Source organism: Pedobacter sp. NEAU-ZC8 (genome assembly GCF_059278965.1).
The window spans coordinates 1-24,805 of record NZ_JCAJXC010000018.1 but is presented as its reverse complement, the minus strand read 5'-3'; the positions used below and the strand labels follow the sequence as shown (position 1 = coordinate 24,805).

The 24,805-nt window shown below is 43.7% G+C and carries 22 protein-coding genes; 11 read left to right on the top strand and 11 right to left on the bottom strand.

Annotated features, from left to right (window positions below; translation table 11 throughout):
- Window position 1: 1 nt before the first annotated feature.
- The 4 genes from AC5WJX_RS14260 to AC5WJX_RS14245 all read right to left on the bottom strand — a co-directional run bounded on the left by AC5WJX_RS14260 (window position 2) and on the right by AC5WJX_RS14245 (window position 2,925).
- The gene (locus AC5WJX_RS14260) at window positions 2-1,231 is read right to left on the bottom strand and encodes an ROK family protein (RefSeq protein ID WP_494485050.1); all 1,230 of its coding nucleotides are present in this window, start codon (window positions 1,229-1,231) and stop codon (window positions 2-4) included.
- Window positions 1,232-1,418: 187 nt separating this feature from the next.
- Entirely contained in the window at window positions 1,419-1,745 is a 327-nt protein-coding gene (locus AC5WJX_RS14255) for a DMT family transporter (RefSeq protein ID WP_440428164.1), read from the bottom strand.
- A 132-nt stretch (window positions 1,746-1,877) separates the two neighbouring features.
- The gene (locus tag AC5WJX_RS14250; protein WP_494485049.1) at window positions 1,878-2,453 is read right to left on the bottom strand and encodes a uracil-DNA glycosylase family protein; all 576 of its coding nucleotides are present in this window, start codon (window positions 2,451-2,453) and stop codon (window positions 1,878-1,880) included.
- Window positions 2,454-2,517: 64 nt separating this feature from the next.
- Window positions 2,518-2,925 carry a GreA/GreB family elongation factor gene (locus AC5WJX_RS14245; RefSeq protein WP_494485048.1) on the bottom strand — a complete coding sequence of 136 codons (408 nt, stop codon included), beginning with the start codon at window positions 2,923-2,925 and terminating at the stop codon, window positions 2,518-2,520.
- Between the two features lie 686 nt (window positions 2,926-3,611).
- Here AC5WJX_RS14245 and AC5WJX_RS14240 point away from each other — a divergent pair.
- A complete protein-coding gene (locus AC5WJX_RS14240) occupies window positions 3,612-4,979 on the top strand; it encodes a Gfo/Idh/MocA family protein (RefSeq protein ID WP_494485047.1) in 1,368 nt (455 codons plus the stop codon).
- Window positions 4,980-4,996: 17 nt separating this feature from the next.
- Here AC5WJX_RS14240 and AC5WJX_RS14235 read toward each other — a convergent pair whose 3' ends face one another.
- Window positions 4,997-7,789, bottom strand: a complete 2,793-nt coding sequence (locus AC5WJX_RS14235; RefSeq protein ID WP_494485046.1) for a substrate-binding domain-containing protein — start codon at window positions 7,787-7,789, stop codon at window positions 4,997-4,999.
- A gap of 307 nt (window positions 7,790-8,096) precedes the next feature.
- Here AC5WJX_RS14235 and AC5WJX_RS14230 point away from each other — a divergent pair, with 307 nt between their 5' ends.
- The 6 genes from AC5WJX_RS14230 (at window position 8,097) to AC5WJX_RS14205 (ending at window position 17,353) form a co-directional block, all read left to right on the top strand.
- Window positions 8,097-9,431 carry a sugar porter family MFS transporter gene (locus AC5WJX_RS14230; RefSeq protein WP_494485045.1) on the top strand — a complete coding sequence of 445 codons (1,335 nt, stop codon included), beginning with the start codon at window positions 8,097-8,099 and terminating at the stop codon, window positions 9,429-9,431.
- Between the two features lie 31 nt (window positions 9,432-9,462).
- Window positions 9,463-10,383: a carbohydrate kinase family protein gene (locus AC5WJX_RS14225; RefSeq protein ID WP_494485044.1), complete on the top strand. Its 921-nt coding sequence runs from the start codon at window positions 9,463-9,465 to the stop codon at window positions 10,381-10,383.
- Window positions 10,384-10,441: 58 nt separating this feature from the next.
- A complete protein-coding gene (locus tag AC5WJX_RS14220) occupies window positions 10,442-13,522 on the top strand; it encodes a SusC/RagA family TonB-linked outer membrane protein (RefSeq protein ID WP_494485043.1) in 3,081 nt (1,026 codons plus the stop codon).
- A gap of 14 nt (window positions 13,523-13,536) precedes the next feature.
- Window positions 13,537-15,255, top strand: a complete 1,719-nt coding sequence (locus tag AC5WJX_RS14215; RefSeq protein ID WP_494485042.1) for a RagB/SusD family nutrient uptake outer membrane protein — start codon at window positions 13,537-13,539, stop codon at window positions 15,253-15,255.
- A 31-nt stretch (window positions 15,256-15,286) separates the two neighbouring features.
- Window positions 15,287-16,798 (top strand): glycoside hydrolase family 32 protein, encoded by a 1,512-nt coding sequence (locus AC5WJX_RS14210; RefSeq protein WP_494485041.1) that lies wholly within the window; start codon window positions 15,287-15,289, stop codon window positions 16,796-16,798.
- Window positions 16,799-16,945: 147 nt separating this feature from the next.
- Window positions 16,946-17,353, top strand: a complete 408-nt coding sequence (locus AC5WJX_RS14205; RefSeq protein ID WP_494485040.1) for an OsmC family protein — start codon at window positions 16,946-16,948, stop codon at window positions 17,351-17,353.
- Here the strand turns inward: AC5WJX_RS14205 and ytxJ are convergent.
- The 3 genes from ytxJ to AC5WJX_RS14190 all read right to left on the bottom strand — a co-directional run bounded on the left by ytxJ (window position 17,343) and on the right by AC5WJX_RS14190 (window position 19,101).
- Window positions 17,343-17,675 (bottom strand): bacillithiol system redox-active protein YtxJ, encoded by a 333-nt coding sequence (ytxJ, locus tag AC5WJX_RS14200; RefSeq protein WP_494485039.1) that lies wholly within the window; start codon window positions 17,673-17,675, stop codon window positions 17,343-17,345. The genes AC5WJX_RS14205 and ytxJ overlap by 11 nt on opposite strands.
- A 188-nt stretch (window positions 17,676-17,863) precedes the next feature.
- Entirely contained in the window at window positions 17,864-18,355 is a 492-nt protein-coding gene (gene ribH / locus AC5WJX_RS14195; protein WP_440428152.1) for a 6,7-dimethyl-8-ribityllumazine synthase, read from the bottom strand.
- Between the two features lie 77 nt (window positions 18,356-18,432).
- Entirely contained in the window at window positions 18,433-19,101 is a 669-nt protein-coding gene (locus AC5WJX_RS14190; RefSeq protein ID WP_494485038.1) for a tetratricopeptide repeat protein, read from the bottom strand.
- A gap of 202 nt (window positions 19,102-19,303) precedes the next feature.
- Between AC5WJX_RS14190 and recF the strand changes: the two genes are divergently transcribed.
- Both recF and AC5WJX_RS14180 read left to right on the top strand, forming a co-directional pair.
- Entirely contained in the window at window positions 19,304-20,407 is a 1,104-nt protein-coding gene (gene recF, locus AC5WJX_RS14185) for a DNA replication/repair protein RecF (protein ID WP_494485037.1), read from the top strand.
- Window positions 20,400-20,690 (top strand): DciA family protein, encoded by a 291-nt coding sequence (locus tag AC5WJX_RS14180; protein ID WP_494485036.1) that lies wholly within the window; start codon window positions 20,400-20,402, stop codon window positions 20,688-20,690. The genes recF and AC5WJX_RS14180 overlap by 8 nt, the downstream gene beginning before the upstream one ends.
- Here the strand turns inward: AC5WJX_RS14180 and AC5WJX_RS14175 are convergent.
- The 3 genes from AC5WJX_RS14175 to AC5WJX_RS14165 all read right to left on the bottom strand — a co-directional run bounded on the left by AC5WJX_RS14175 (window position 20,687) and on the right by AC5WJX_RS14165 (window position 22,231).
- On the bottom strand, window positions 20,687-20,872 hold the full coding sequence (locus tag AC5WJX_RS14175; protein ID WP_440428148.1) for a hypothetical protein: 186 nt from the start codon (window positions 20,870-20,872) through the stop codon (window positions 20,687-20,689). The genes AC5WJX_RS14180 and AC5WJX_RS14175 overlap by 4 nt on opposite strands.
- Before the next feature lie 59 nt (window positions 20,873-20,931).
- The gene (locus tag AC5WJX_RS14170; protein ID WP_494485035.1) at window positions 20,932-21,657 is read right to left on the bottom strand and encodes an FKBP-type peptidyl-prolyl cis-trans isomerase; all 726 of its coding nucleotides are present in this window, start codon (window positions 21,655-21,657) and stop codon (window positions 20,932-20,934) included.
- 154 nt (window positions 21,658-21,811) lie between these two features.
- Complete coding sequence (locus AC5WJX_RS14165; protein WP_440428146.1) at window positions 21,812-22,231, bottom strand: nucleoside-diphosphate kinase; 420 nt, start codon at window positions 22,229-22,231, stop codon at window positions 21,812-21,814.
- A gap of 109 nt (window positions 22,232-22,340) precedes the next feature.
- On the opposite strand from AC5WJX_RS14165, the gene AC5WJX_RS14160 reads away from it, so the two are divergent.
- Both AC5WJX_RS14160 and AC5WJX_RS14155 read left to right on the top strand, forming a co-directional pair.
- A complete protein-coding gene (locus tag AC5WJX_RS14160) occupies window positions 22,341-23,351 on the top strand; it encodes a DHH family phosphoesterase (RefSeq protein WP_494485034.1) in 1,011 nt (336 codons plus the stop codon).
- A 161-nt stretch (window positions 23,352-23,512) separates the two neighbouring features.
- The gene (locus AC5WJX_RS14155) at window positions 23,513-24,457 is read left to right on the top strand and encodes an FKBP-type peptidyl-prolyl cis-trans isomerase (protein ID WP_494485033.1); all 945 of its coding nucleotides are present in this window, start codon (window positions 23,513-23,515) and stop codon (window positions 24,455-24,457) included.
- The last annotated feature ends 348 nt before the right edge of the window (window positions 24,458-24,805 follow it).

Sequence of the window (24,805 nt, the reverse complement as noted above, 5' to 3'; positions counted from 1 at the left end):
TTTATTTAAAAGCTACATTTTCCATCACCAGGCTCGCTGCGGCAAGCAGTTCAGCATTCTCCGCAAGCTCAGATTGGACGATGTTTGTTTGATTGGCAATCCTGGGGATACAAAATTCGTTGAGTGCCTGCTGGATTGGTGGCAGCAACACTTTGCCAGCTACCGCAGCACGACCGCTTAATACGATACACTCCGGATTCATAATATGGATGAGCGTTGCTAGACCTTTACCGATCATGAAAGCCGCTTCAGACAAGATGGAAACCGCCAATGGGTCGTGTTCCTTCGCTGCTTCCAGGAAGATCTGCTCTATGTTTTTGCCTTTATCTTCTGCGAGTTTGCGCATGCTGGTTGCAGCACCAGAGGCAATGGCTGCTGTGGCACGCTCGGTCATGACCGAAAGGGAAGTTTCGACCTCCAGGCAGCCCCGTTTTCCACAAGAGCAGAGGTTGTCTGACTTGGAGAGTGGTATATGGCTGAATTCACCTGCATAACCACTACTGCCGCGGTAGAGCTGGCCATTTACAATCATACCCAGTCCGGTACCCCAGCCGATATTCGCCACCATGACGTTACGCTTTCCAACGGCTGCACCATAACGCAGTTCAGCCAATGCAATCAGGCTGGAGTCGTTATCAAGAAAAACAGGCAACTCCAGCTGCGTAGCGAGGTAGGTTGCCAAAGGACTGCCATCGCGGGTTGGGAGGTAGGAGTGGCTGATGCCCAGCTCAGCGTTTACGAAGCCCGGTATACCAATGCCTACACCCAGAAGTTGTGCTTTAGGAATGCCAGAGGTTTTAAGCTTGCTTGCAATGAAATTTGCCAGTTGATCCGTAGCCTCCGGATTATTCATCAGTGGCAGTTCCAGGCTGGAAATTTCAAAACGGCTGGTGTTTTTGAGATCGCAGATCATCATCCGGGTAATGAACTGATCCATGGCTACGGAGACCATGAACTTCTGCTTGTCTGCATTCAGCAGAAATAAGGAAGCTCTTCTGCCGCCTGTAGATGGCCCTAGTCCCTGTTCTACGATGTAGCCTTCAGCAACGAGTTGCTGCACAACTTTAGTGACCAGCGGCAGACTTTTATTGGTCAATTTGCTGATCTCAGTTAAGGATAAGGGGTGCTTGTAGTAGAGCTGCTTAATGATTTCATTTCTAAGCAGCTGGCTCTTTTCTTCTATGGCGTTCATTCCCAGTTTCAATACATCAAACTTAATAAGTATTTGCACTAAATGTTAAATACTTATTAAATTATTTTTAAAGTATTTGAAACTTATCTTTTAAATGAACTATTTGGCTGATTTTAAAGTGTATACATAAAGAGGCTAGATGTTAGGCTTTGTAGATTATTATACTTTCTACAACCAAAGCACAAGAATATTATAACGTGAAAAGATCAAATAGGAGAATTTCAGGCTAGTGCGATACAAATTTCAGCCCAACTACCGAACCAATGAGGGTAGTGATAAAGAAAATGCGCCAGAAGCTGGCAGGGTCTTTAAACACCAGAATGCCGATGATGGCTGTACCCACAGCGCCGATGCCGGTCCATACGGCATAAGCGGTGCCAATTGGAAGCGTTTCTGTCGCTTTGATCAATAAGGTCATGCTTATGGTCAGGGATACCAAGAATCCTGCAAACCACCAGTACATTTCGCTGCCGCTGGTTTCTTTTACTTTCCCAAGGCAGGAAGCAAAGGCGACTTCAAATAGACCTGCAATAACCAATATAATCCAATTCATAGCTTGTTCTTTGCCGCAAAGGTCTGCATTTTGTATTGAAGTTCGCAGGCTCAGTTTATAATTGGAGTGTAACATCTGCTCCTGCTGCGGCATTCCGGAAATGGCTGATGGGCTAAATGCAAAAGCGGTTGATTACTTGTGAATCAAGGTGCTGACCTGTTGTTTCAGCTCCGGCAACACTCTTTCCGCAAACCAAGGGTTTACTTTAAGCCAGTTCTGGTTTCTTGGAGAAGGGTGTGGTAGTGGAAAGTAGGCAGGTAAGTATTCCGGATAGCTTGCAACCGTTTCTGTCAGGTTGCCTTTGTATCTGGTATTCAGGTAGTGCCGTTGTGCATACTGTCCGATGAGCAGGCTGAGTGGCTTACTTTCGAATGCTTCTAGAAGCCTGGTATGCCATAGCCTGGCACAGGCAGGTAGCGGGGGCAGATCACCGGATTTCCCTTTTCCAGGGTAACAAAATCCCATTGGGATGATGGAGAAAAGTTCAGGGTTGTAGAACTCGTCCTTGGAAACGCCGAGCCAGTCGCGCAGTTTATTGCCACTCGGATCATTCCATGGGATGCCTGTTTCATGTACCCGTCGTCCCGGAGCCTGACCTACGATAAGGATCTTTGCATTTTTGCCGAACTGAATCACGGGTCTCGGCTGGTGTGGCAGCACGCCTGCGCAGAAAGTACAGCTTAAGATTTCATCAAGGAGTTCCGTCATCTGGCTCAAAGTTAAGATGCTGCGGGGAAATGCCCCGCAGCATCCAGCTGTTATTACAATGCCGTTACTTCTCTAATGAACTTACCGCTTCAATCCGGTACTGGCGGATGCCGTTGTCCATTTCCCAGGAAAGTTCCGTGCCTTCGGCATAGCCGATGAGTGCTAGCCCGATTGGTGAAAGGATAGAAGTGGTGTTGTGCTTCGGCTTGGCCTTTTCAGGTGCCACAAAACTGTAGTTGTAAGTTTCACCGGATTCCACATCAGCCAGACGAACCTTTCTGTTGATGTCTACAACGTTATCCGGCAGGTCTTTTCGTAAAACCTGCTTGGCGTTTTTCAGTTGTTCAATGAGGTTAGCTTCATTTAAATTGGAAAGTTTCTTCCTTCTGATCTGGTCTTTTAACAGGTCGAACATGCCAGTGGTAAGGATGATGGATTGTTGTTCTTCAGTTTTTATTGCTGTGGTATTCATGATTTTCTTTTAAGATGTAATAGAATTTGATACTTGTTCCAGCGGTGTTGCCGGTTGTTCCATGTTGTTTTTGTTCCGCGCCATTTCCGAACACGCTGACGCAAGCAAGCTGCCCTAACCCGGCTCTTGAATTCGCCTGAATTATGCTCTGATTGCTCCGATAAGAAAGATGCTGTTAACTGTAAGAAATGGATGTTGTAATCCCAGACCTGCGGTTTTTAGGCCCGGGCGGAAGTGTTGAAATCCTTAAAAGATGAAAAGATATACCGTTTGCTGTAAAGCAGATTGGTAAGCACAAACCCAGACTTTTGATGGATCGGCTGAAGCATAGCAGTGCCTGTATGGGCATTGTTGCCATCAACGATTCGGGTGATATGTGCACTTGAATGTTTCAATGTTCTCAAACATAGCCAATATAAACCTGGTTGTCAAGTATTTCAGTCATCACACGGTCCTTATCGTCGATCCAATTAAGGTCTCTGTCGATGTTAGAGATCTTGACCCCTAAACCTGTTCTACCGTAACAAAATTGAAATATTGGCTCGCAGTCTTCTTATTTACCCGATTTCTTTACAACTTGAATATCCCTTCTAACCAAATATAATCCAGTGGTTTAGCCTTCATTGGTTAAAATACCTCATGTATGCTGGAATTTCTGGTAGGTGGCAATTTTAAAATCCTCAGTTATGCAAGAGCATTCAAGAAGACATTTCATCAGAACATTGGGCATTGGAACTGCTGCACTTGCGGTGGGCGACCAGGTTTTTGGAGGCACGGCAACAGGCTTTAGTGCGAAGAGCTACCGCAACATCATGGGCGCCAATGAACGGGTAAATATCGCCGTTATAGGACTAAATGGCCGCGGCGACAGTGTAAGCGGAACCATCGCCAGGCTCAAGGATGCGCAGATTGTTTCCATCTGTGATGTCGATAAAAGAACTTTCGCCAAGGTGCAGAACACCATCGCAAAGGCAGGACATAGCGGGCAACCCAAGACTGAAGCTGACCTGCGCAGGGTGCTCGAAGATAAGCATGTGGATGCCATTTATACGGCTACACCAGACCATTGGCATGCACCGCTGACGATCATGGGCTGCCAGGCCGGCAAACATGTGTATGTCGAAAAACCGCTGAGCCATAATCCACATGAAGGAGAGCTGGCAATTGCTGCAGCAAGGAAATATAACCGCGTGGTGCAAATGGGTGCGCAGCGCCGCTCTGCACCTATACTAACCAAGGGTATTCAATTGCTACATGAAGGTGTGATCGGGAAGGTCTATTTGGCCAAAACCTGGTACACTAATGCCCGAAAGACGACTCTGCTGAAACCAGGAAGTGTACCGGACTGGCTGGACTATGACCTTTGGCAGGGCCCCGCGCCGCGCATGGCCTACAAAGAAGGGCTAATCCACTATGACTGGCACTGGTTCTGGCACTGGGGTACAGGTGAAGCGCTGAACAATGGTACCCACGAGGTCGACGTGGCCCGTTGGGGCTTGGGGGTGGATTACCCGGTACGTATAAGCTCCAGCGGAGGACGCTTCGCCTACCAGGACGACTGGGAAACCCCAGATACGCAAGTGGTGAACATCGAATATCCGGATGGAAGGACCATCATCTGGGAAGGCAGAAGCCGTAATGGCCGCAAAGTGGAGACGCTGGACCGTGGCATCATTTTCTACGGCGAGAAGGGTAGTCTGGACACCGGAGAAGATGCATACAAGATCTATGACCTCAACGGTAAACTCATCCGTGAAGAAAAGCAGCAGGGTAATACTGAAGCGATGGCGGGCCGCAATACGGCAAGTCCGAGCCTAGGACTCGATACGCTGCACATGGTAGATTTCCTTGATGCCATCCGGAAAAACAGAAAGCCTAACTGTGACGTGGAGATTGGACATAAGAGTACCGTTGCCATGCAGCTGGGGAATATCTCCTGGCGTGTGGGCCGCGATATCCATGTGAATCCAGCCAATGGCCACATTAAAAACGACAAGGATGCCCAGAAGCTTTGGAAACGCGAATATCATAAAGGCTGGGAGCCCAAGGTCTGAGGTCCATCAAACCAGGTTTATTTCCCCTGGTGTTTTTTCTTGAATTCACTAGGGCTGCACTCGTACTTTCCTTTAAAAACCGTTGCGAAATAATTAGGTGTAGAGAAACCTACCATATAGGTAATTTCGGAAATAGAATATCCTTCATTGATTAAAAGGTATCTCGCCTTTTTCAACCTTCTGCTTAAGATGTACTCTGTAATTGTACAGTTTAATAGCGCTTTTACTTTACGGTATAGTTGTACCCGTGAAATCCCGATCTCTTTGCAAATATCATCAACATTAAAGTGCTCATTGGCGAGGTTTTGTGCCACTATTGCCGCCAGATCATTCACGAACTTCCGATCTAGAGCATTGTAGGTCTGAGACTGCTTAGCTGTGCTTACGTCACTGGTATAATGCTCTTTCAGAAGCACGCGGTTTTTTAGTAGATTGTTGACCTTGGCTAATAGCACATCTGAGTCGAATGGTTTCACAATATAGGCATCTGCCATACTATCCAGTCCTTGTATTTGTTGTTCATTGCTACCCCGGGCTGTTAATAGAATAATTGGAATATGGCTGGTTCGTATGTCTGACTTCAGCTTTTGTGTTAGTTCTTTACCCGTTATGCCTGGCATCACAACATCTGAGATGATCAGGTCAGGTACATGTTCATAGGCTGCAGCTAAGCCATCAGTGCCGGTATGCGCGGCGAAGATTTCGTACTGCTTACTAAATCTTTCCTGCAGGTAGTTTAGCAAGTCTAAATTGTCCTCTACAATCAGAATCGATTGATCGTGCACCCTAGGCTCAATATTAGAGGTAATTTCAAGTGATGGTAAGTCTATCTCAGAGGTGTAAATACGTGCGGTTTCGCCTAGGTCGGCTTTATTTAATTCAACATTTGATTTTTCCGCCTCGCTAAAATGGCTAGATCCGCTTAAAAGTGTTAGGGTGAAAGTTGTTCCATGCTGCTTGGTACTTTGAACTTCGATACTACCATGGTGTATTTGCATAATTTCCTTCGATAAGGATAAGCCTAAGCCTGATCCCTTGGTTGAATTGGTGTCTACCTGATAGAAGTGATCAAATATATGTTCACTCTCTTCTTTGCTCATGCCGATTCCATTGTCCTGGACCCTAACCATAATGGACTCGTCTTTACTTTCTACAGATACCGAGATTGTTCCATTTCGTGGCGTAAACTTAAAGGCATTAGAGAGTAAGTTAAATATGACTTTGTCCAACATGTTTGCATCAAACCACACCAAAATTTCCTGCTGAGATGCTGTAAACTTCAAGTTGATGTTTAACTGCTGTGCATTGAATTTAAAGCTTTCCAGAATATCCCTGATGAATTCAACGATGTTATTCGGTGTTGCATGTATTTTCACATTTTCGTATTCGATCTTCCTATACGTTATCAACTGATTTACCAATCGGAGCAGACGATAAACATTTTTGTGAATGTGGTTTAGATTAGTCCCGCCCAAGTGCCTTACTTTTTCATTATTCAATAGGTCTTGGAGTGGTGAGAGGATGAGTGTTAATGGCGTTCTGAACTCATGGGATATGTTTGTAAAGAAGTTAAGTTTAGCCTCCGTAGCAAGTTCTGCCTTTGCAGACATTTCGATCAACTGATTTCGCTGATCTAGAATTTCCGCATTCTTCAGGTTTAGTCTTTTATTTATTTTCCTATTCTCTAAAAGCGAATAGAAGGCCAAGCCACCGAATACAACCGCAAGGACCAGTGCGATCACCGTTATATTAAGCACCGTTTGCTGATTACTGAATAGAACCTCCTGTTCTGCCAACAAGACCTGCTGGCGTTCAATATCCCTATACTGACTCCTTACTTTATCGCCTTGTAGCTTCATCAATTCTACGTTAGTGGAGTCGATGACGATCGATTGCAGGATGTTTTCCTTGGCGAAAGGTTCCTTTTTCAAGATCTTAAAAGCAGTTGAAATGGCTTCTTTTCCTCCTGTTGGATAGAGTAAGCTTGCATCAAGAACCTTGTCGGAGACCAGCTGCAGTCCGCCACCCGCACCTGGTAGCGCATCAATACCAAATACCTTTATCGGCCGGGTAAGGTTAAGTTGTTTTATGACTTCTCTGGCCCCACTTGCCATAACATCATTGTGAGCAAAGATACCGTCGATATCAATAAAGGTGGTTTTAAGACTTTTTAGTTGTTGTTCCGCATTCCGCTTCAACCAATCCCCATAAAGTTGATGTTTGATGGTAATGCCAGGAAACTGCTTCAGGCCCTCTGAAAATCCTCGTTGTCGCTCAATGGCAGGAGATGAGCCCGGTAGGCCCATGATTTCTATGATATTGCCTTCGCCATGCAGTGCGCTGCCCACATAGGCAGCAGCGGTTTTTCCAATTTGGAAATTATCGGCACCTACATATGCGGTATAGGCATTTGAAGCGGTTTTACGATCTATGACGATCACCGGGATACCCTTCTTGTACGCCAGCTCGACCACAGGCGTGAGTGGCTGTGCTTCATTCGGTGAGATGATGAGTAGATCAATGTTTTGTTTCAACATCCATTTTACCTGTTCTACCTGCTTATCACTGTCACCGTCTGCATCAGTATAAATGAGTTTAGCTCCAGGATGAAGCGAAAGCTCCATTTTCATTTCTGCAGACATGGTCTTACGCCAGAGATCCGCCCCGGTGCATTGCGAAAAGCCAATGAGATATTCTGGATTCGTTTTTTTGGAACTACATCCCTGAAAAATGATGACGATAAAGATCAAGATAAAAAGCTGAACTAAGATCGATGATAATCGCTCCCAAGCCTTTTTTTGGTTATTCATTAGAAGTCTTTTATTGAAAATATAGATAGAGTTTTTCTACAAACTCATTTAAAGATATGAAAAATTCAGTTCGCAGTGAGTTAATAGACTTCAGTTCAAATGCGCTGGCTTGTAACCATGAAATAATTTTGAAGATTACCTGTAATAAAACTGTAAGTGTGTCTAAGATTTACAAAGGTAAGAATTCTAAATTACTGATATTCAAGTGATTACATTTTTTATGCTTTTCGAATCTATTTGAAACAAATGCACAGGTTGATAGGCAAACTGCTGCATACTTTGCAGATGCTAACCAATATATATACATATGAAAAATCAATCCGTCCTGGCCTGGTCCATGGTCGTCGCCCTTGGAGGCTTTTTGTTTGGGTTTGATACTGCTGTAATTTCCGGCGCAGAAAAGGCCATTCAGCAACACTGGAATCTTTCGGTATTTGAACATGGCTTCACGATATCCATAGCCTTAATTGGTACTGTAATTGGATCATTAATTGGCTCTCGTCCTTCCGATCATTTCGGACGCAAAAACACACTATATTTTGTCGCTATTGCATATTTGCTTTCATCACTCGGAACAGCACTAGCCAACGATTGGTCGGTTTTCCTGATCTTCAGATTTTTAGGCGGCCTTGGTGTCGGCATTTCTTCCGTAACCGCACCGATATACATATCTGAGGTGTCACCAGCGGACCGTCGCGGGCGATTAGTGGGATTGTTTCAATTTAATGTTGTACTCGGAATCTTAATATCTTACCTATCTAACTATTTAATTAGTCAAGGAGGAGAGGCATCCTGGCGCTGGATGCTCGGCGTGCAGGCATTTCCCTCTGTTCTGTTCTTAGTGTTAATCTACTTTATTCCTGAAAGTCCGAGATGGTTGATCCTTAAGAAAGGCCACGACAAGGCAGCCCTGGAAATACTGCGAATTATCAATCCGCTTAATTGTGAGGAGGAGTTGCAAGCGATAAAGAATTCAAAGGCCATTCCGACAGATAAAAAAGGGATGACTGAGGTTTTATTCTCTAGAAAATACAAAACGCCGGTAATACTAGCGATGTTGTTTGCTTTTTTTAACCAGGTATCGGGAATCAATGCCATCATATATTACGCGCCGCGCATTTTTGAAATGGCGGGTCTGGGTGCACACTCCTCTTTATTATCAACGGTTGGTATTGGTGTGATCAACTTCTCTTTTACGCTGCTCGCGATAAATGTTATTGACAAGGTTGGAAGGAAGGTTTTAATGCTTGTTGGATCGATAGGCTTGATTGTTTCGCTTTCATTGGTAAGTTATACCTTTTACCGTGGTGATCTGAGTGGTTTTTCCATACCGATTTACATGATGATATTCATCGCCTTTTTTGCTTTCTCCCAAGGCGCGGTGATCTGGGTTTTTATCTCTGAAATCTTCCCTAATGAGGTGCGCGCAAAAGGCCAGACACTTGGGAGTTCTACCCACTGGGTCATGGCATCTTTAATCGCCTTTAGCTTTCCATATTTCGCAGAAAATCTCGGCGGTGGAACCACATTCCTATTCTTTGCAAGCATGATGGTACTACAGTTGATTTTTGTATGGCGACTGATGCCTGAAACTAAGGGACGCTCTCTGGAACAAATAGGAACAAACATAGTAATGCATTAAGCTGCAGGCAGCAATAAAAACTTAGATATTGATGAAAACAAATCGATCACAAACAGCAGTAGTGTGTTTTGGTGAAATTCTTTGGGATAATCTGCCAGGTGGAAGAAGGCCTGGCGGAGCCCCGATGAATGTGGCTTACCATCTGCATAGACTGGGCTTGGAAAGCAAACTGGTTAGCAGCGTAGGACATGATCAGGCTGGCAAGGAGTTAATTGATTTTTTGAAAGCGATGGGCCTTGAAACTTCCTACGTTCAGGTCAATCCCGAACAAAAAACAAGTGAGGTGCAGGCGACGGTAAATCCAGACAACCATGAGGTGACTTACGAGATATTAGCGCCGGTAGCATGGGACTTTATTCGTCTGGATGAAGCATTAACCTCCGTTGTGGAAGATGCTCAGGCATTTGTATACGGCACGTTAAGTGCGCGGAATATCGTTTCAAGATCTACCCTAAACCTGTTATTGGAAAAGTCCCCTTACCGGATATTCGATGTTAACCTGCGAGTTCCGCATTATACAAAAGAAACCATTGAGCAATTACTACGGCCAGCACACCTTGCTAAGCTAAATAAAAGTGAGTTAACATTACTTGCGGGTTGGTATAATCCTAACTGCCGTAGAGAAGCGGAATGTGTTGAAGTTCTATTGAACAAGTTCAAGATTCAAGAAATAATAGTCACTAAAGGTGGGGATGGCGCATCTTACTATAGTCATACGCTGCGATATGATTATCCGTCTTATACAATTGATGTGAATGACACCATTGGCAGCGGGGATTCATTTCTTGCTGCATTTTTAGCCATGAAACTTAGGAATGAACCTCTAGAGCTAGTCATGGACTATTCAGCTGCAATGGGTGCTTTTATCACATCTCAGGCAGGTGCATGTCCGCCTTATTCAAAATCTGATCTGGAAAGATTTATATGGAAGAAAAAGTTAGGCATCATGTAAACACCCCTTATTAGATCGAACCATTAAAAACCAAATATTTAACCTTAATAAAAATTGTATGAAAAGAATTTTTCTTTTCTTCGTCCTGTTGCTAAGTGCAATAGGATGGAGCTTCGGGCAAGTCAGGCAGCTGACCGGCACCGTGACGGACAAGGATGCTGGTCCACTTGAAGGCGTAACTGTAAACGTGGTCGGCACAAAAACCACAACAATGACTGATCCCAATGGACGCTTCAGCGTCCAAGCCTCAGCTGGTCAGACGCTCAAATTTTTCTATGTTGGCGCAGAGCCTGCTACTTTCCTGATTAATGCGAGTACTACGATTGTTAATATACAACTGGATATATCCTCCAACAAATTGGAAGAAGTTGTTGTAACAGGATATCAAACCGAACGGAAGAAAGATATCACTGGTGCGGTGAACGTGGTAGACGTCGCCGAAATCAAAGACATTCCAAGTGGAAATCCAATTAAGTCATTACAAGGTCGTGTTCCTGGCGTTCTTATTACAACCGATGGCGCCCCAACTGGAGGTGCAACCGTCCGGATCCGTGGTATTGGTACCCTTGGAAACAACGACCCTTTATATGTCATTGATGGTGTGCCAACGAAAAGTGGATTAGAGCAGCTCAATCAAAATGATATTGAGTCCATTCAGGTGCTGAAAGATGCTTCATCGGCTACTATCTACGGTTCCAGAGCTGCCAATGGTGTAATCATCATCACCACCAAGAAAGCAAAGAATGGCTTTTCGAAAGTAGATGTTAATGCCAGTACATCGATACAAAATTACGCTACAAAGTTAAAGACGCTTAATGCGGAAGAACGTGGACGGGCTTATTGGCTTGCTGCAGTAAATGACGGTGCTAATCCGAATAACAACCAAATTTACCAATACGATTGGAATAATGATTTTAGCAACCCGGTGCTTAACAGGGTGGTGTTGCCGGAGTTTATTGACGCCGCAGGAACTATGCGCCCGGCAGATACCTATTGGTATGATGAGGTTTCTCAGCAATCCATCATCCAGTCTTATGATTTAGCCCTGTCAAATGGTGGTGAAAAAGGTAATTCACTATTCTCCCTAGGCTACTATGATAACAAGGGGATCGTTAAGGAGTCCCATAGTCAGAAGTACACGGCCAGGTTTAATTCCGATTATAAGATGCTGAATAACAGGCTTACCATAGGAGAGAATTTTTCCGCGAGCTATATAAAAAATGCACTTATTCCGGCGAGTGACATCTTATTTGCTTCTCTTGTGCAGCAACCTATCGTTCCAGTTCATACCATCGATGGTGGCTGGGGTGGTCCGGCGGCAGGTATGACAGACAGACAAAATCCGGTTCGGTTAATTGAGGACAATCGCGATAACAAATCCTACTTCTATCGTCTTTTTGGAAATGCCTTCGCCAACTATGATGTGCTACCCAATTTAACCTTTAGAACAAGTTTCGGTATCGACTACAATGGAACTTACCAAAGGACACTTAAGAAGTCATACACCTCTGGATTTCTTGCCGATCCTGCAAATCAGGTCTTCAATGCGCAGGTGTATCAAGGAAACATCATCTGGCAGAATACCTTAAACTATAAAGTTGAAAAGGGGAAACATAATCTGGAGTTTCTTGCTGGACATGAATATATAAGAAATATCAATCAGGAGTTCTCTGCAAGCAGACAAGGCCTGGCTTTGGAAAACATCAACTATGCCTACCTGAATGCGGGATCAACAAACACCCTAAATGGAGGCTCCGGAGCTGCTTACGCACTGCTTTCCTTTTTTGGTAAGGTCAATTATGTATTGGATGATAAGTATATAGCATCTGTAACCCTGAGACGGGATGGCTCATCCAGATTCGGAGCCGAAAACCGTTATGGAACCTTCCCTGCCTTTTCCTTGGGTTGGAGGCTGAGTGAAGAAACCTTCATTAAGCGTTTAAACTTTATCTCCGATCTGAAATTAAGGTATGGTTGGGGTAAGTCAGGCAACCAGGATATTCCGGATAACGCCAGCCTGTCACTATATTCTGCGATCTATGGCGTTGATCCGACCTGGGATTTTGACCGAGGCAGTGCATACGATATCAATGGGGGTGGAACGGGTCAGTTACCTTCGGGTTTTACAATGATCCAACAAGGAAATGCTGCACTCAAATGGGAGTCTTTACAGGAGTCGAATTTTGGTGTTGATTTTGGCTTGTTTAACAACAAAGTAACTGGGTCATTCGACTACTTTATCAAAAAAACATCAGATATTTTGATCAGCCCTGCTTACCTGGCAGTATTAGGCGAAGGTGGAAACAGCTTTATCAATGGCGCTTCGTTGCAAAACAAAGGCTTGGATGCAATTTTATCTTATGATACAAAGCTTAGCGAAGACCTGTCTATAAATCTTACAGGAAATTTCTCTCTATACAGGAATAAAGTTACCTATCTACCGAAGGAAGTCTTAGCCTCGTATCCTGGAAATGGAACGGACAAGACGATTTTAGGAAGACCGGTAAATTCCTATTTCGGATATATGGCAGATGGCCTGTTTACATCTCAAGCTGAGGTGGATGCCGCTGCGGACCAGCCTGGTAAGGGCCTAGGGAGGATAAAATATCGAGATTTAAATGCTGATGGTGTAATCAACGATCAAGATCGTGATTTCATTGGAAATAACAGTCCCCGCTACTCCGCGGGACTTAATGTTTCCTTGAATTATAAAAATTTCGATTTAAGTTTCTTTCTGCAAGGTATCAAAGTAGACGTGGTAAATGACTTTAAAACCTATACGGATTTCTCATCCTTGTGGACTGGTACAAACTGGGGCTCCAGAACGTTAGATGCATGGTCACCTACCAATACCAGTTCCAGTATCCCTGCCCTGACTTTGGTGGACAGGAACAATGAAGGCAGGTTCTCCACTTATTTCATTGAAAATGGCTCTTATCTAAAGCTCAGGAACTTACAAGTAGGTTACAACTTTAAAAAAGCTTTCAATCTGAAGATTCAAAATGCCCGGATATTCTTACAGGGAAGTAATCTTTTTACCATCAAAAGTAAATCTTTTACTGGTCCGGACCCGGAAATTCCCAATTATGGGTTTCCAGTGCCTGTCGTGGGTACAATCGGTATAAATGTTACGCTATAATTAAATCTGTTAACATGAAAAATTTAAAATACATATTCTTGATGATGTTCACCATACTGATTTCATGTAAAAAAGTATTGGATGAACCTGCACAAGGCGTCGTGTCCTCAGAGGACCTTGGTACACCTGAAAATGTCGATAAAATGGTCATTGCTGCTTATTCTGCATTAGGTAATGATCATTATACTTCACCCTATTCCAGCATGTGGCCATATGGCAGTGTTAGGGGTGGAGACACCTACAAAGGTGGTGATGGACCGGGAGATTTGTCGGAGTTTCACCTTTTTGAAACTTTTTCATTAAACCGTGTAGATAACCCATTACTTGATCAGGTCTGGTTTAGACTATATGTTGGAATTGGTAGAGCAAACGACGCCTTGAAACGTGTCAACGAAATTTCCGATGCGGATTATCCGAAGAAAGCAGAGCGACAAGCAGAACTCCGGTTCCTACGCGGTCACTTTTACTTCCTGGCTAAGATTCTGTTTAAGTATGTTCCCTATCTGGATGAGAACACAGAGAAAACGGCATACAACACCATCTCCAATCGAGCACTATCTGATGCAGAACTCTGGGCTAAAATCACGGACGACTTCAGAGCAGCTGCAGATGTACTACCCGAAAGTCAGGCAGAAATAGGTAGAGCAAGCAAGTTTGCTGCAAAAGCATATCTGGCAAAAGTGTTGTTGTATCAGGCCTATGAACAAGGTGAAGATCATCAGATTACGTCCATCAATGCCGCTAAATTAGAGGAAGTAAACGCGCTTGCAGATGAGATCATTGCTTCGGGAAAATACAGTTTGACGACGGATTATGCGAACAACTTCCTGGCAACAACGCAAAATGGCCCGGAGTCCATCTTTGCCATCCAATACTCAAAAGATGATGGCACACCAAAAGGCCGACTGGATTATGGCCATGCACTTAACTATCCAATGAATCAGGAATACGGTTGCTGTGGCTTTAATGTACCCAGTCATGATTTAATTAATGCTTACAAGACAGACCAGGATGGATTGCCGCAGTTTACAACTTATAACAATACTGACGTGGCAGCAACGCTGGACTTCAAATCGGCAACCTTTGATCCACGACTGGACCATACGGTCGCAAAACCAGGCGCCCCATATAAATACAAAAGCAACTTCATCTATCAGCGTTCGTGGTCCAGAGCACCTGCAATCTACGATGCATTTGCAAGTATGAAGGAAGCGGTACTGCCGGATGATCCATCATTTCAAAAGGTTCCGCCATTCATCGGCAGTTCTAAAAATTGGGAGATTATACGTTATGCTGATGTGTTACTTTGGAAAGCAGAGGCCTTAATTGAACTAAACAGATCGCTAGAAGCTGTTCCGCTGATTAATCAGATTCGCGCGAGAGCAAACAACAGCAAAAATCTTTTGAAAATGGCCGATGGAAGCGCTATATCAAATTATAATGTTCAATTATATCAACCTGGGGTAAACAGTAACTGGACACAAGCATATGCAAGGGAAGCATTGCGATTTGAACGCAGGCTGGAGTTTGCAACTGAAGGCTATCATTTCTTTGATCTTGTAAGATGGGGCATTGCTGCACAAACCATGAATGCTTATTTTGATATCGAAAGACGAAGGGTAGCTCACTTGAACGATGCACGTTTTACTAGGGGACGCGATGAGTATTTTCCAATTCCACTAAATCAAATCAACTTCAGCTCCGGTCTCTATAAACAAAATAACGGCTGGTAACGCAGCCATTGCGAATTTAAAAAATACGATTATGAGAAAACTATCTAGCTTCATTGTACTTTTCTGCTTGGCTTTGAGTATCAATACTTTTGCGCAGCAGACCTTCAAAGAGCAGCATCGCCCACAGTACCATTTTTCGCCACCAGCCAATTGGATGAATGATCCAAATGGCATGGTGTACCATAAAGGGGTGTATCACTTTTTTTACCAGTATTTTCCGGATGGTACGACTTGGGGGCCAATGCACTGGGGGCATGCCGTCAGCAAAGATCTTGTGAAATGGCAGCACAAGCCCACAGCATTGTTCCCCGACAGCCTTGGATACATCTTCTCTGGCAGTGCTGTGGTGGATGTTAACAATACTGCTGGCTTCGCAAAGGCGGGCCAAACAGCCTTGGTTGCAATATTTACACACCATAATGCCAAACTGGAGCAGAACAAGGCCAACAATTACCAGAATCAGAGTCTTGCCTACAGTTTGGATGATGGCGAAACCTGGACTAAATATGAGGGAAATCCTGTATTGAAGAATCCTGGCATAGTGGATTTTCGGGATCCAAAGGTGATGTGGTATGAGCCGCAGAAGAAATGGATCATGACGTTGGCCACCAAAGACCGAATAACTTTTTATAGTTCACCGGACTTAAAAGAATGGACAAAAGAAAGTGAATTTGGCGCCCAGATCGGTGCTCATGGTGGCGTGTGGGAGTGTCCGGATTTATTTCCAATCATGCACAAAGGCAAACAAGTATGGGTACTTTTGGTCAGCATTAATCCAGGTGGGCCAAACGGTGGTTCCGCAACGCAGTATTTCACTGGATCTTTTGATGGTAAGACCTTTGTTCCAGAAGTGGAAAAGACTAAATTCATTGATTACGGAACAGACAACTATGCCGGCGTAACCTGGTCCAACACAGGCGAACGAAAGATTTTTATTGGCTGGATGAACAACTGGCAGTATGCCAATGTGGTGCCTACCCAAGGCTGGCGTGGCGCTGCAACAATTCCAAGAGATCTGGATATTACTGAAGTTAATGGTGAACATTTCTTAATCTCCCAGCCATCAAAAGAGCTAGCGACCATACAGAAAGATAGTTTCAAAAAGTCTTCATTAGGCTTTACGAAGGAGCTTGATCTAAGTAATCACATCAAGGACGCTGGGGGCCTATTTAAAATCGATATGACCCTAGATGCAAGCAATGACTTCCATATTGTTCTAAGTAATAAGCTTGGACAGGAACTCACTATAGGCTATGACAGTGAAGAACGCGCGTATTACATTGATAGAACAAAGTCTGGAAAGTCGGACTTTGAGGCTGGCTTTGCTAAAAAACATACCGCCCCAAGGATTAGCACAAGTAAAGAGATCAAGCTGAGTCTGTTCGCAGATGTTGCATCTGTGGAACTCTTCGCTGATGAGGGATTATCGGTGATGACGGATGTGTTTTTCCCTGATGAAACGATTAGTAATCTTAAAGTAGTTAGTGCTAAAACCAAGTCGCTTAAGAATGTACGTATAGCAAACCTTCAATCCATTCACTAAGCTATATCGCGTCAAATATCCTCTATACATTCCGGTGATGTCTGTTTAAATGCCACTTCCTATTTGGCACTTTGAACAGGCATCACTTGTTTAATGGTTTTTTTAATACCTCAGGAATGCTAACTTGCCTTCACAAAATTGTATAAAATGGCAACTTCAAAGATTACTTATAACGGTGGCTTAAGAACCACTTCTGTTCACTTACAATCGGGTACGGAGATCATTACCGACGCACCGGTAGACAACAAGGGCAAGGGAGAAGCTTTTTCACCAACAGACCTGCTGGCAACTTCTTTAGGCAACTGTATGTTGACCATTATCGGCATTGCTGCCGGAGAACATGGCTTCAACATTGATGGCACCACCTGCGAAATCACCAAGATCATGGCTAAGGAAGGACCAAGAAGGGTGGCGGAAATCGTGGTAGACTTTCAGTTTCCAGCGAATGACTATTCCGATAAAGTGAAAGCCATCATTGAACGCTCCGCCCATACCTGTCCGGTTGCATATAGCATACACCCGGACATTAAGAAAACGGTGACTTTTAACTATTAATCACTTCAGCGACTTCATCCGCGGAGATGTCCCCATGGGAAGCATCCAGGATGCAGTCGCCATTTTTGATCAACAGGATCTGTGGTGATTCATGGTGCACCTGAAAGGTCTCGGCGATATGCGCAGAAACCGGGCGGTAGGCAATCAGGTCCAGGAAATGAAGGGAAACTTCCGAAGGGATCACATCCCAGTCCATCTCAAATCTTCGCTTTGCCATCGCACTAACCGGGCAACGGGTACTGTGTTTAAAAATGAGGCTATAGCCTTCCTTCGCTTTGATATCCTTCACCTGAGCGATATCTGTTAATATGTTCCACTGCATCAATAAACGTGTTTAATTTAAAATGGAAGAGGTTATCCTCTTCTTTTTTTGCCTTCCTTATAGGAGCTGTAGGCTGGGCATATCTTGTTTGAACATGCCTGTAACATAACGGTTGCAAAAAACACGCCAAGCAAGAGTGTAGCAATTTTCTTCATTAGGAGCTGATTAATAATTTATAAACATTTAAACTACAGCGTAGCAGCCATGTGCGCCATTTTGATGGCTGTAATAGCAGCTTCATCGCCTTTATTACCATGTTTACCACCTGCACGGTCGATCGCCTGTTGCTGGTCGTCTGTAGTCAGAACACCAAAGATTACAGGTTTAGCATGTTTTATGCCAACTTGTGTCACGCCATTCGCAACAGCGTCACAGATGAAATCAAAATGGCGGGTTTCACCCTGGATCACACAACCCAGACAGATCACTGCATCAAGTTCAGGGTGTTTGTTTAACAGGATCTCTGCGGCTCCGCTCAGTTCGAAACTTCCTGGAACAGCTACGGAAAGGATATTGTCTTCCTGAGCACCATAAGCAAGAAGCTTTTCCAGTGCACCCTTGTACAGGCTGCCGGTGATTTCGGCATTCCATTCTGCAACAGCAATAGCAAATTTATAAGGACTGGCATCAGGCACAGTAGTGTGGGAAAAGTCTGACAGGTTTTTTAATTGTGTAGCCATGGGATAAAGATAAGTATTGCCTATAAAAAAAGGCTAGCATCTTCATGCTAACCTTCAATATTGTTGATTAAGTACGTTTATTTTACTTGTGCATGAGCACGTGCAATGTAAGAATCGATCATTGCAGCTTCCTCACTTGCAGGATATTCTGTTTTGATTTTAGTGTAAGCATCTTCAGCAGCTTTGAAATCTTTCAATTGCTCCTGTACCAATCCAAGCTTTTTAAGGAACATTGGAGAAGTGAAATTGTTACCGGTTTTGTCAGCGGCTTTCTTGTAGTAAGTAGCAGCTTGTTTGTAATCTTTCAACTCGCTATAAGCATCACCCAATAAACCTAGGGCTAGAGGATCTGCTACCGGGCTACCAGTTTCTGCGTATTTACCCAAAGCTTCAGTTGCTTTTTTGTATTCACCTTTACGTAAATAGATACCACCAAGGTATAAGTTTGCAAGGTTAGCAGATTTGGTGTTTTCGTACTCATCAGCAATCTTTTCAAATCCTGGGTAACCTGAATCACCTTTGATGGCTTTGTTTGCCAGTGAATCTACACCGATATACTGTTCTGCCTTGTACATTTTTGCAGAAGCCTCTTCCGCTCTGTTCTTTAAGTATACATTCTGATACCAGATATAGATTGCAATTAGAACAACTACGGCACCAGCAATGAACAACAAGCTTTTGGAGTTTTCAATAAAAAATGATCCTTTTTTAACTTGAGGATTTATTTCGTTTTGTGTTGTAGACATTTTAGTTTATAAAAAATTAAGGATTGCAAAAATACATTTTTCGATTAAAGTATCAACCCTTTTGCGGTATTTACACAAACTTTAACCATCTGAAACTGAACTATCCACAAAATAGTTTTGAAAAGTATCAAAAACCCAGAGAAAAACCATATTGATAATTTAAGAACGGCAATAAAATCTTATTGGTAACTTTGAACAATCTATGTGGTTAAAAAACATTACCCTCCTGAACTTCAAAAATTATCCGGATGCCGCAGTTAGTTTTTCAAAGACCGTCAATGCGTTTGTAGGCAACAATGGCGCGGGTAAAACCAACCTGCTTGATGCCATACATTACCTCTGTCTTTGCAAGAGCTATTTCAACCCCATAGATACACAGCAAATTAAAACGGGACAGGATCTGTTCATGATCCAGGGCGACTTCGATCTTAAAGAAAAAAACGAGAAGATCAGTTGTGGGGTAAAGCGCAATCAGAAGAAGCAATTTAAGCGCAACAAGAAGGAATACGACAAACTCGCAGACCACATCGGACTTTTCCCTCTGGTGATGATCTCGCCATACGACTCCAGCATTATCATGGAGGGCAGTGAAGAGCGGCGCAGGTTTATGGACAATGTCATCTCACAAACGAATGCGCAGTACCTGGACGAACTGATCAGCTACAACAAGCAATTACAAAGTCGTAATGCCTTTCTAAAACAAGTAGCTTCCACCAGGCGCTTTGATCCATCCCTGCTCGAGATCTATGATGAACAGCTCGCCTTTACAGGGAAGAAGATCTTTGAGAAACGTAAAGAATTCATGCTCGACTTCATCCCTCTGTTCAATCAGCACTACCACTATCTTACCGATGATAAGGAGCAGGTACGTCTGGAGTATGCTTCTCAGCTCAACGAAACACCGTTTGAAGAATTACTGATCCAGTCGCTGGAGAAAGATAAAGTGCTCGAACGTACAACCACGGGCATCCACAAAGACGATCTGCTGTTTACCATTAGTGATATGCCGCTGAAGAAGTTCGGCTCACAGGGCCAGCAGAAGTCCTTCCTCATTGCACTGAAGCTCGCGCAATACAGTTACCTGCAAAAATACAAGGGTTTCAAACCGTTGTTGTTACTGGATGATATTTTCGATAAACTGGATGATAGCCGTATGCAGAAGCTGATGGAAATGGTATCACATCATGACTTCGGGCAGATCTTCATCACCGATACGGGAAAAGAAAGGGTTACAAATATTTTCAACAAGATCAATGTTCCTGTAACTTTGTTCGACGTAGATAACGGACAGATCAACCATGCGTAAGCCCAACGACATTACCCTGAAAGAGGGGATAGACAAAATGCTAAAAGTTTACCGCTTAAAATCTAAGCTGGATGAGACTTCTGTCGTGGCCTTTTGGCCGGAAGTTATGGGGAAAGCGGTTTCCAATCGTACCACTCAGATCTATATTGCCCATAAGAAGCTGTTCGTGCGGATTGAATCCTCAGTGGTGAAGAATGATCTTTTGATGATCAGAACCGGCATCATTCAACGGTTAAATGAACGCGCCGGCTCTGAAGTGATCACAGAAATTGTATTCCTTTAATTTCTGCTGCCGCCACCAAATATCTTTCTGATTACCCAGATAATCAACGCAAGTACGACAACAACCATAATAACGCCGGCCCACATGCCTGCTTTAAATATACCTTCAATGGCCGAGCAGCTTGCTAAGGTTGTAGTGAGGAGCGCTACGAGTGCTAGGGGGAAATATCTTTTCGTCATCATAATGTTTGTTTTTATCTACTAACAACACATGATAAAAATGGTTTCCCCGCTAAAAGGGATTATTTAACCTTTACCAGCTCCACTTCAAAAATCAGGGTGCTGTAAGGCATGATGTTCTGACCAGCGCCACGTTCTCCGTAAGCCAGCTCAGAAGGGATAAAAAACCGGTAGGTAGAGCCTTCATTCATCAGCTGTAAACCTTCGGTCCAGCCCTGAATCACCCCACCTACATTAAGTTCTACCGGATCACGGCCTTCATTGCTGTCGAACTGCTTTCCATTCAACAATCGACCCTTGTAATTCACCAGCACGGTGGCATCTGCCGAAGGCCTGGGCCCATTTCCAGCCTTTACCACAAAGTACTGCAGTCCGCTAGCGGTTGTTTTTACGCCATCTACTTTTTTGTTGTTCTCCAGGAAAGCTCGGCCTTCCTCAATAACTGCGGCGAATTTTGCCTTGCTCTTTGCCATAAATAGGTTATTGATCGCTTCCTGTGCCTGCGTACGGTCAAGCATCAGGTCTTTATCCCCAAAAGCATCTTTAAGGCCTTTCAACAGCAGGTCATAGTTTAGTGTAGTAATGCCGTTCGATTTTAAACCTGTACCCATAGAGCTTCCGAAACTGTAGCTTGCAGAATCCAGGGTGTTCTTCATGCTTAGCGCCGGGGCTGCAGGTTTGGCTGCAACTTTTGTCGCCGGTTTCTTTGCGACGGCTGTTTTTTTAGTTTGGGCAGTGGCGCCAAAGGCTGCAAGGCAGCAGGCCAGTGCGATAGATGTTTTTTTCATTGTAATACTTTTGGTTAGGATAATGATCAAGATACATGTACCCGGCGGTCTCCATCACCACAGTTCTAATACTTGTAACCCTTCAAAAATCCCGGTTAAAAAATAAGCACCCTGTAGAGGTGCTTTATTTTATATTCTATGTGCTTATCGGCGATTAGAAACGCTCGTCAGCTGTAAAAAAGAAGTTACCTTCAATTTCAGCGTTTTCATCAGAATCTGAACCATGAACAGCATTTGCATCAATTGATTTTGCATATTTCTGACGGATAGTACCTGCTTCAGCTTTAGATGGATCAGTAGCACCGATCAATTTTCTAAATTCTTCAACAGCATTATCTTTTTCCAGGATCGCAGCAACGATTGGTCCTGAAGACATGAAACCTACCAGATCATTGTAAAAAGGACGTTCTTTGTGTACTTCATAGAAAGCACCTGCTTTTTCTGGAGTAAGTTTGGTGTATTTCAAAGCAACGATTTTAAATCCTGCAGTAGTGATGTCATTGATAATAGCACCGATATGTCCGTTTGCTACTGCATCAGGCTTAATCATTGTAAATGTTCTGTTTGTACTCATGGGTTTTGTATTTTTTTCCAAAATTACGTTTTAAACAGTAAATATTATAGCTTCAAAATAAATCGACATCAATTCATCTATTTAATTATTAGCTTTGCAGCTTTAAAATATGCTATCTCTTTCAGAATTAACCGATTTATTGGCTACGCCACAAAAGATTGTCATCACTACACATCATAAACCTGATGGTGATGCCATGGGTTCTTCACTTGGTTTGTATGCCTATCTGATTCAGAAAGGTCACCATGTTAAAGTGATCACCCCCACAGATTACCCTTATTTTCTGCACTGGCTGCCCAACAATTCCGATGTCATCATTTACACCGAAAACCAGCAGGATGCCGAGGTTTATGTTGCTGAAGCTGCATTGATCTTCTGCCTCGACTTTAACACCCTGAGCCGTATCAATGAACTTGGCGAACTGATCCGCGCAGCTGATGGGTATAAAGTGATGATTGATCACCACCTGGAGCCGGAAGATTTTGATGATTTTCGTCACTGGAACATCAATGCCTGTGCTGCAGCACAATTGGTGTACGACTTCATCGTTAATGTGCTGAATGATGGTGCATCTATGACCAAAGACATTGCAACCTGCCTCTATACCGGTATCATGACGGATTCAGGATCCTTCCGGTTCCCATCCGCGACCTCAACAGTTTACCGGATTGCTGCAGATCTTATTGATCTGGGTGCAGAACACTGGAGAATTCACCAGCAGGTCTATGATAACGCTACCGAAAGCCGCTTGCGATTTTTAGGCCATTGCTTAACCAACAAGCTGGAGGTTCTAAGGGAGTTTAACACCGCAATTATCACCGTAAACGCAGAAGAGCTGAAACAGTTTAACATCGTTACTGGAGATACCGAAGGCATTGTGAACTATGCACTTTCCGTAAACGGCATTAAGCTGGCAGCATTCATCATTGAACGTACCGACCGGGTGAAACTTTCACTACGTTCCACTGGAGAGTTTCCCGCAAATGAGATCTGCAAGAAGTACTTTAATGGTGGCGGACACCGGAATGCTGCAGGCGGTGCTTCAGACAAGAGCCTGGCAGAAACCGTGCAGATCTTCAAAGGCTTGCTGAAGGACTACGAACAGCAATTATTAGCTTAACTATTTAATAACCGAATATAAAACATGATGGCGTGCCGAACTGCCGCTTATCAACCACAAATCAAATAACAATATTGAAACCATTATAAGCAAACAGCTTACAAATGCAACCGAGATAGGCTTATAATAGCTTCATAACATTTAAAAATCAATTTATACTAATGAAAAAAAGTTTAGTAATTCTTTGTGCAGCCGCTCTTGGATTGGGTGCATGTAACAACTACAAAGATGCGCCAGGAGGTACCAAGTACATCGTCCACAAATCCGAAGGTAAAGAGAAAATCAAAGTAGGTGATATCGTAAAATTGAACTTCATCCGCAAAAGCGAGAAAGATTCAATTATGAGCAGCACCTACGACGTAGAGCAGCCACAAATCTTCCCGGTAGCGGAAAAAATGTATGCCGGTGATATGAACGATATCCTCACCATGTTTGGAGAAGGCGATAGTGCTACTTTCAAATTGAACCTGGATACCATGGCAACCAGATCTGGTCAACCTAAACCTCCGGGCACCAAAGATACTTACATGTTGTTCACCATCAAGGTGGAGAAGGTATTGTCGAAGCCTAAGAACGAACCAGACAGCGTGTTCCTTAAGAAAGCACAAGAGTTCTTCGAAAAAGATTACCAGGCTTCTGTTGCACAACGCAAATCTGCTGAAGAAGGTAAAATCAAAAAGTACATCGCAGACAACAACCTGAAAGTGAAAACCACTGCTTCTGGTTTACAGTATGTGATCACGGCACCTGGTGATGCACAACGTGCACAACCCACAGATACCATGATGATCAACTATACTGGTCGATTTACCAACAAGAAAACAGATGGTAAAGACAATGTTTTTGATACAAGCGTGAAAGCTGATGCAGAAGCTGCCGGTAAACCATCTATGCCAGGCATGGAATATGGTCCACGTCCTTTCCAGTTGGGTAAAGCAATCCCAGGATTTGATGAAGGTTTGAAAATGTTAGGTAAAGGTGGAAAAGCAACTTTCATCATCCCTTCAAGATTAGCTTACGGCGAAGCAGGTATGCAAGGTGGTATCCCTCCATATACACCATTGGTGTTTGATGTGGAAATGGTCGATATCAAAAAGCCGATGTAATACACACCTGTTTCAGGTAATGAACATAAAAAAAGGGCGTCCATTGGATGCCCTTTTTTGTGTGTGCGCCCGGCACGGGCGCAAACTATAGGGTGAAAGTCCCGAACGCGCCTTGATAGTGGGAAGCGTTAACCTAAGGCAAGGGTGTCCTTCGCGAGGAGGAATCTGAAGGAAGCCGGCGGTAAATCTCTGGCCTGACGAACAGGAAGCGAATCAGGCAGTTGGATGTGGGTGAGTTTGCACAACAAAATAAAGCCCAAAACTATCCGAAACATCCCGCTGTATATTCGACAGGTATATGGAGAGAAAGTTTGCGTTCTTACCCGGGGAGATCTGATAAACTGCTGC